Annotated in this window: 7 protein-coding genes; all 7 read right to left on the reverse strand. The window is 71.7% G+C overall.

Annotated elements, in window-relative coordinates; genetic code table 11:
- A partial coding sequence (locus AB0K37_RS38580) for a hypothetical protein (RefSeq protein WP_363990188.1) occupies positions 1-742 on the reverse strand: 742 nt, incomplete at its 3' end.
- A 93-nt stretch (positions 743-835) separates the two neighbouring features.
- Positions 836-1732, reverse strand: a complete 897-nt coding sequence (locus tag AB0K37_RS38585) for a glycosyltransferase family 2 protein (protein WP_363990191.1) — start codon at positions 1730-1732, stop codon at positions 836-838.
- An 85-nt stretch (positions 1733-1817) separates the two neighbouring features.
- Positions 1818-3080 carry a GTP-binding protein gene (locus tag AB0K37_RS38590; protein ID WP_345173626.1) on the reverse strand — a complete coding sequence of 421 codons (1263 nt, stop codon included), beginning with the start codon at positions 3078-3080 and terminating at the stop codon, positions 1818-1820.
- Between the two features lie 62 nt (positions 3081-3142).
- Positions 3143-4060 carry a sulfate adenylyltransferase subunit CysD gene (gene cysD / locus AB0K37_RS38595; RefSeq protein WP_363990194.1) on the reverse strand — a complete coding sequence of 306 codons (918 nt, stop codon included), beginning with the start codon at positions 4058-4060 and terminating at the stop codon, positions 3143-3145.
- A gap of 124 nt (positions 4061-4184) precedes the next feature.
- The gene (locus AB0K37_RS38600) at positions 4185-5129 is read right to left on the reverse strand and encodes a 3'(2'),5'-bisphosphate nucleotidase CysQ (protein ID WP_363990197.1); all 945 of its coding nucleotides are present in this window, start codon (positions 5127-5129) and stop codon (positions 4185-4187) included.
- A gap of 112 nt (positions 5130-5241) precedes the next feature.
- A complete protein-coding gene (locus AB0K37_RS38605) occupies positions 5242-6717 on the reverse strand; it encodes a sugar transferase (RefSeq protein ID WP_363990199.1) in 1476 nt (491 codons plus the stop codon).
- A 398-nt stretch (positions 6718-7115) separates the two neighbouring features.
- On the reverse strand, positions 7116-7691 hold the full coding sequence (gene pth / locus AB0K37_RS38610; RefSeq protein WP_363990202.1) for an aminoacyl-tRNA hydrolase: 576 nt from the start codon (positions 7689-7691) through the stop codon (positions 7116-7118).
- Positions 7692-7808 lie beyond the last annotated feature (117 nt).

A 7808-nucleotide genomic window follows, 5' to 3' on the forward strand; every position in this document is an offset into this window, starting at 1 on the left:
CGGCCGCGCCCGGGGCCGCGGTCCCGCCGGCGGGAGCCGGAGTCGCGGAGCGGCGGCGCCACAGCAGGAACCCGCCGCCGGCGGCCGCCACGGCCACCACCCCGGCGCCGCCGAGCACGTACGGCATGGGCGATCCGTCGTCCTTCGGGGGCTCGTATCCGGTGGCGGGAACGGTCGGCTGCGACTGGGCGAGCGTGCGCTCCTCCTGCTCCTGCTGCTTGACCGACGCCTCCGGCGCGGGCTTGCCGTTGTTGCCGCGCTTGCCGGGCTTCGGCGGCGCGTACTTCGACTCCGGGAGCGTCTGCACGAAGCGCAGCAGCGCCAGGTCGGGCTTGCCCTTGCTGCTCTTCACCGCCCCGTCGTAGATGGACTTCACCCGGGCTCCCGGCAGCGCCGTGGAGGACACCCGGAGCTGGTCGCCCGCCAGCACCGCGTAGGTGCCCTTGCGCTTCATCAGGCCCGGCAACTGGCCGAGGACCTGGCCGGGGTCGTTCCCGGGCGGCAGGATCGCGATGAAGACCGCGACGGACCGGCCCTGCGCGCTGCGGAGCAGCTCCTGCGCGCCGTCCGACTGGTAGTACTTGGCGTGGGAGTCGACGTAGTAGCCGCTCTCGCTGATGCCCTCGGCGACCGCGTCGAGGTCGACGCCCGCGAAGGCGGGCGCGGCGGTCATTCCGAACGCCGGCACGAGGGCCAGCGCCAGCGTCCCGGACGCGACGATGCGGCGGGAGAAGTGGTTCACGGAAGAGGCTCCTTCAACGCTGGGATGGCCATCGACATTACCGGCGCGACTTGGGGAAAGGTGGCCAAAGCCGGGGAATCGGCATGGCCGCGGTCAGATGCCGCGGCCCCGGGTGTGCAGGGCCAGCAGGACACGCTTGCCGGACACGACCCCCGACGCCACGGCCAGCGCGAACGGGACGCGGCGCTCGGCCGGGTTCGCCCTGAGGGCGCGCGCCGACCAGCGCAGCGCGTCCCTGCGGCGGCCCACGGTCGCGCAGCCGAAGGCGAGCTGCCCGTAGACGCGCCCGGCCGCGCCCGGCTCCTCGCCGATCTCCGGGTAGTGCTCCAGGAACCACTCCAGCGCGGCGACCTTCGTCTCCCACGCCTGGGCGTAGTAGGACGTCAGCCCCCACAGGACCCGGACGTACGGCTCGTCCACGTTCACCACCGGGTGGCGGCGGGCGGCGCGGAGCGCGAGGTCCCAGTCCTCGCCCTGGCTGCCGGGGATCGTCTCGTCCACCATGCCGATCTCGATGAGCGGTTCGCGGCGCGCCACGTAGGTGGAGGAGTGGACGCTCATCATCCGGTCGCGGATCAGGGCGTCGTAGGTCACCCGGCCCGTCCCGGCCAGCCGGGGCAGTTCCCGCCCGTCGAAGTCGATCAGGATGCCGGAGCTGCACAGCACGGCGTCCGGCTCGCTCTCCAGGGCCTTCACCTGCGCGGCGAGCTTGCCGGGCAGCCACAGGTCGTCGTCGTCGCAGAACGCGACCAGGTCGGTGTCGAGGGCGAGGATCCCGGAGTTGCGGGCGCCCGCCAGGCCCGGCGCCCGGGTGTTGCGGATCACCTCGACGCGGTCCCCCGCGAGGGACGGGTCGGGCTCGGCCCGGTCGAAGACGACGACCGCGCGCACCTCGCCCCCGTACTCCTGTGCCAGCACCGACTCCAGCGCGCGGCGCAGCAGCTCCGGCCGGTTGTGCGTGGGAAGCACGACTCCGACGGATGGGGGCATCCAGGGCCTGCCTTGTCGTAGGGGGTCGGGGGGACGCGGACCGGCGCCCGCCGCGGGGCCCGCCGGGCCCCGCGGCGGGCCGGGATCAGCGCGCGCCGGTGATCATTCCGGCGGCGACGGTGTTGTTGGTGGCCTCGTCGATCAGGATGAAGCCGCCGGTGAGGCGGTTGCGGCCGTAGTCGTCGACGAACAGCGGCTGCGTCACCCGCAGCGAGACGCGGCCGATCTCGTTCAGGCCGAGGGAGGCCGCCTGCTCGTCGCGGTGCAGCGTGTTGACGTCCAGCCGGTAGTGCAGCTGCTTCACCATCGCCTTCGCGGTGCGGGTCGTGTGCTTGATGACCAGCTTCGAGCGCGGGGTGAGGGTGCGGTCCGGGGTCATCCAGCAGACCATCGCGTCGATGTCCTGCGCGACCTCGGGCCGGTTGTTCGGACGGGCGATCATGTCGCCGCGGGAGATGTCGATGTCGTCGGCGAGGCGCAGCGTCACCGACATCGGCGCGAACGCCTCATCGACCGGCCCGCCCGGCCCGTCGATATGGGTGATCGTCGTGGTCAGCCCGGACGGCAGGTGCACCACCTCGTCGCCCGGCTTCAGCACGCCGCCCGCGACCTGGCCCGCGTAGCCGCGGTAGTCGTGCAGGTCGGGGTCGGTGGACGCGTGCGGGCGGACCACGTACTGCACCGGGAACCGCACGTCGATCAGGTTGCGGTCGGAGGCGATGTGCACGTGCTCCAGGTGGTGCAGCAGCGACGAGCCCTCGTACCACGGCATGTTCACGCTGCGCTCGACGACGTTGTCGCCGTGCAGCGCCGAGATCGGGATGAACGTCAGGTCCGTGACCTCCAGCTTGGAGGCGAACGCCGTGAACTCGTCCACGATCCGCTCGTACACGCCCCGGTCGTAGTCGACCAGGTCCATCTTGTTGATCGCCACGACCAGGTGCGGGACCTGCAGGAGCGTGGTGAGGAACGCGTGCCGGCGCGACTGCTCCAGGATGCCCTTCCGGGCGTCCACCAGGATGATCGCCAGGTCGGCGGTGGAGGCGCCGGTCACCATGTTCCGGGTGTACTGGATGTGCCCCGGCGTGTCGGCGATGATGAACTTGCGGCGCGGCGTCGCGAAGTACCGGTACGCCACGTCGATGGTGATGCCCTGTTCCCGCTCGGCCCGCAGGCCGTCGGTCAGCAGCGCCAGGTTCGTGTACTCCTCGCCGCGGTCGGCGCTGGTCTTCTCGACCGACTCCAGCTGGTCCTCGAAGATCGACTTGGAGTCGAACAGCAGCCGGCCGATCAGCGTGGACTTGCCGTCGTCGACGCTGCCGGCGGTGGCGAACCGCAGGAGGTCCATCTGCTTGGCCGGCCGGGCCTCGGCCGGCCGGTCCCCGGCGAGCCGGTCGTTCGCGCTGGCCATCAGAAGTAGCCCTCCTTCTTGCGGTCCTCCATCGCGGCCTCGCTGGTGCGGTCGTCGGCGCGGGTCTGGCCGCGCTCGGTGATCCGCGTCGCCGCGATCTCCTCGATCACCTCGTCGAGCGTCACCGCGTTCGACTTCACCGCGCCCGTGCAGGACGCGTCGCCGACCGTCCGGTACCGGACGGTCGCCGCGAACTCGGGCTCGTCGTCGCCGCGGTTCGCGAAGCCCGTCTCGGCGTCCAGGAGCAGCCCGTCGCGCTCGAACACCTGCCGGGTGTGCGCGAAGTAGATCGGCGGGAGTTCGAGCTCCTCGCGGCGCACGTAGTCCCAGATGTCGAGCTCGGTCCAGTTCGACAGCGGGAACACCCGGACGTGCTCACCCTGCACGATCTTGGTGTTGAACAGGTTCCACAGCTCCGGGCGCTGGTTCTTGGGGTCCCACTGCCCGAACTCGTCCCGGAAGGAGACCACGCGCTCCTTCGCGCGGGCCTTCTCCTCGTCGCGGCGCGCGCCGCCGAACGCCGCGTCGAACTGGTGCTCCTCGATGGCGTCCAGCAGCGGGGTGATCTGCAGCCTGTTGCGGGACGCCCGGCGGCCCTTCTGCTCCACCACCCGGCCGCTGTCGATCGCGTCCTGCACCGACGCCACGATCAGCCGGACGCCGAGCTCCGCCACCCGGCGGTCCCGGAACTCGATCACCTCCGGGAAGTTGTGGCCGGTGTCGACGTGCATGACCGGGAACGGGATCGGGGCGGGCCAGAACGCCTTCTGGGCCAGGCGCAGCATGACGATGCTGTCCTTGCCGCCGGAGAACAGCAGCACCGGCCGTTCGAACTCGGCCGCCACCTCCCGGAAGATATGGATCGACTCGGCTTCGAGGACGTCCAGCTGAGACAGTAGGTAATCGCAACGCTGCATGCTATGGGGCTCTTTCCACGCTGTTCTGGCAGAGGCAACCGGTGGCACGGGGACGGGCGCATGCCTTCCCACCGGATCGAAACGCCGGCCGCGCCGGTTCAGTCCCGTCCTGGGGACGGACTGGTCAGGGCAGCGCGCCGCTCACTTCCCGAATGCCGGTCAGCAGCGTTGACGCCGACATGGGATGGCACACCAGGATATCCGGCAGCCGGGGGTCCTCACGGTTGTAGCGCAGCGGCGACCCGTCGATCCGGGACGCGTGCGCCCCGGCGCCGAGCGCGACGGCCGCCGGTGCCGCCGAATCCCACTCGTACTGGCCGCCCGCGTGCACGTAGGCGTCCACCTCGCCGAGCAGCACCGCGGAGATCTTCGCCCCCGCCGACCCGATCGGCACCAGCTCCACGTCCGGCTCGATCACCTCCGCCAGCCGCCGGACGAACTCCGGCGGCCGCGTGCGGCTCACGGCGATGCGCAGCTTCCCCGCGTCCGGCGCCGGGACGTGCAGCGGCACCTCGCGGGGCGGCGGCGCCCCGGCGGACCCGTTCCCGGCGGTGACGGGGTCGGGGTCGGAGAGGTCCGTCCGGACGAGCGAGGCGCCGCCCACCGCGTCCGTGCGGAGCGTCAGGCCCTGCGCCGGCAGCGCGACGGCGCCGGCCGCCAGGCGGCCGGGTCCGGACGCGTCGCGCTCCCACAGCGCCACGTGCACGGCCCAGTCGCGGCGGCCCTCCTCGGAGAACTCGCGGGTGCCGTCCAGGGGGTCCACGATCCACACGCGGGAGGCGGTGAGCCGCTCCGCGTCGGCGGTGTTGCGGGTCGGTGCGCGGTCGTCGCCCTTGGACCGCTTCCCGGCGACCGAGGACCGCCCCTCCTCGGACAGGACGGCGTCACCGGGACAGCGCTCGGCCAGCGCCGCCATCAGGTACTCGTGCGCCCGCAGGTCGCCGGTGTCCTTCAGGGCCCTCGCGTCCGCGAAGCCCGTCTCGTCCCGCACGCCCAGCAGCAGCCGGCCCGCCGTCCCGGCGAGCTCGGCCGCGAGCGAATGATCGTCTCTGGCCCCTGGCTCGGTCATCTGAGATCACATTCCCGACTCGACTGGTCTGCTCGGTCTACTTTCTCATGCGGCCCGCACCGGCCACGGGACGAGGTCTCGCTCAGCGGCCCGCCGCCGCGGCGGCGGGCACTCAGTACGCGCCGGAGCCCCGGAAGACGGCCGACCAGGTCTTCCACATGATCTGCAGGTCCAGGGCGAGGGACCAGTTGTCCACGTACCGCAGGTCGAGGCGGACCGACTCCTCCCACGACAGGTCCGAGCGGCCGCTCACCTGCCACAGGCCGGTCAGGCCCGGCTTGACGACCAGCCGGCGGTAGACGTCCCCGCCGTACTGGGCGACCTCGTCCGGAAGCGGCGGCCGCGGCCCCACCAGCGACATCTCGCCCCGCAGCACGTTGAACAGCTGCGGCAGCTCGTCCAGCGAGTACCGGCGCAGCCGGCGCCCCACCCGCGTCACCCGCGGGTCCTGCCTGATCTTGAACAGCACGCCGTCGTGGTCGTTGGCGGCCAGCAGCTCCAGCCGGCGCGCCTCGGCGTCGGCGACCATCGTGCGGAACTTCAGCACCGTGAACTCCCGGCCCCCGCGCCCGACGCGCGTCTGCCGGAACAGCACCGGGCCCTCCCCGGACATCTTGATCAGGACCGCGATCAGCAGCAGCAGCGGGCTCAGCGCCACGATCCCGCCGAGCGCCGCCACCCGGTCGACCAGGCCCTTGAGGACCTTGCGGCCGCCGTCCAGCTCCGGGTGCTCCACGTGCAGCAGCGGCAGGCCCGACACCGGGCGGATCGAGATCCGCGGACCGGTCACGTCCATCAGCGCGGGCGCCACGACCAGCTCGACGTCGTTGCGCTCGATCTGCCACGCCAGCCGGCGCAGCGCCACCCCGTCCATCTCCGGGCACGCCAGCACGGCCACCGAGTCGGCGCCGATCCGGTCGGCGACCGCCGCCGCCTGGCCGAAGTCGCCCAGCACCGGGACGCCCTCCACCTCGGCGACCGCGTCCTCGCCCGCCGCGAGCGCGGGCGGCAGGCACACGGCCACGATGTCCATGCCGTGGTAGCGCTTCTTCTGCAGCAGCCGGATCAGGTCGGACACCGACGTGCGGTGCCCGACGGCGACGACCCGCCGCATGCACTCGCCGTGCCACCGCTTCTTGTGCAGCCACTTGCGCAGCCGGTACCGCGCCAGAAGCGCCAGGAACGTCCCGAGGGGCAGCGCCATCACCACGTAGCCGCGCGCGACGTCGGTCTTGGTGGCGTACGCCACGATCGCGACCACCGCCGTCAGGATGAACCCGGCGCGCAGCACCCGGTGGAACTCCTCGTACCCGACGCCCACGTACCGCGGCTGGTACGCGCGGCAGAGCATCAGCGCCGGAACCCACACCACCGGCAGGGCCACGGTCAGCACCACGTACGGCGCGTCCAGCTCCGTCGGGACGCCCGGGAACCTGAGCACGAAGGCGATCACACCGGCCATCAGCATGCTGGTGAAGTCGAGAACCCTCGCGATCCGCCGGTAGGAGCGGCTCCAGTTCTGCGACGCCGCGCGCTCGTGCTCATGGCGGATCGATGACTCGGCCTGAACCTTGTCAACGACGGCCATAAATCACTCACCAATCCTGTGTAACGCGCGCCCCGTCAGCGCGATTCACACCGAAGACGGCTGAACGTCGCCCGAGGTTCACATTGAACCTGAACCTCGATCGGCCTGCATCTTACGGTCGCTTTGCCGTGGTCACGGACGGAACGCGGTCATCACTTGGACAACGCGCCCGAACCGGCCCGGCCGCACACGAAAATGGCGCCACTGCGCCTTGATCACAGCCGTTCACCGATCGTGAGGCCGGATGCGGTCACCCGACCGAATGCATCCGGTCACCCCGGGTGAACGGATTTTCGCCCGACACCGTTAGTTATGCGACAGTGACGCAATTACAGGGCCGAAAAGGCAGGTCTCACTCGATTCGGTCCGGCTCGCCGCCCGGCGCGACGGCGATCCGGTCAACCCGCGTGGAACGTGTTCTGCGCGGCGGCCAGCCCCTCGGTCAGCAGCGCCTCGACCGCGTCCGCCGCACGGTCCACCTCGAAGTCGAGCTCCTTGCGCTCCACCGCGGAGAAGTCCTTCAGCACGAACGCCGCCGGGTCCATACGCCCCGGGGGCCGCCCCACTCCGAACCGCACGCGCGGATACTCCTTCGCACCCAGCGACCGGGTGACGGACCGCAGCCCGTTGTGGCCGTTGTCACCGCCGCCCTGCTTCAACCGCACCGCCCCGAAGGGGATGTCCAGCTCGTCATGGACGACGACCACCCGCTCCGCCGGCACCTTGTAGAAGTCGCTCAGCCCCTTCACCGGACCGCCCGACTCGTTCATGAAGGTGCGCGGCTTCGCCAGCACCACCCGCTTCCCCGACAGCCGGCCTTCCAGCACGTCCGCCCGCGCCCGGTGCGACTTGAACCTGCCTCCGGCGCGCGCCGCCAGGACGTCCAGCACCATGAACCCCGCGTTGTGGCGGTTCTTCGCATACGACGGCCCCGGGTTGCCCAGGCCCACCACGAGCCAGAGATCCGCGTCCACCCGCACTCCTCACACGCGAGCACGGCCCCCGCCGGTGCGCGCACCCGCGGGGGCCGTGGAAGTACCCTGCGGCACGCCGTCCGGGGCGGCCGCGCGCCGGGCCGCCGAGGCCCGGCG

It is taken from the genome of Actinomadura sp. NPDC049753 (assembly GCF_040674655.1).
Lineage (GTDB): Bacteria > Actinomycetota > Actinomycetes > Streptosporangiales > Streptosporangiaceae > Spirillospora > Spirillospora verrucosospora.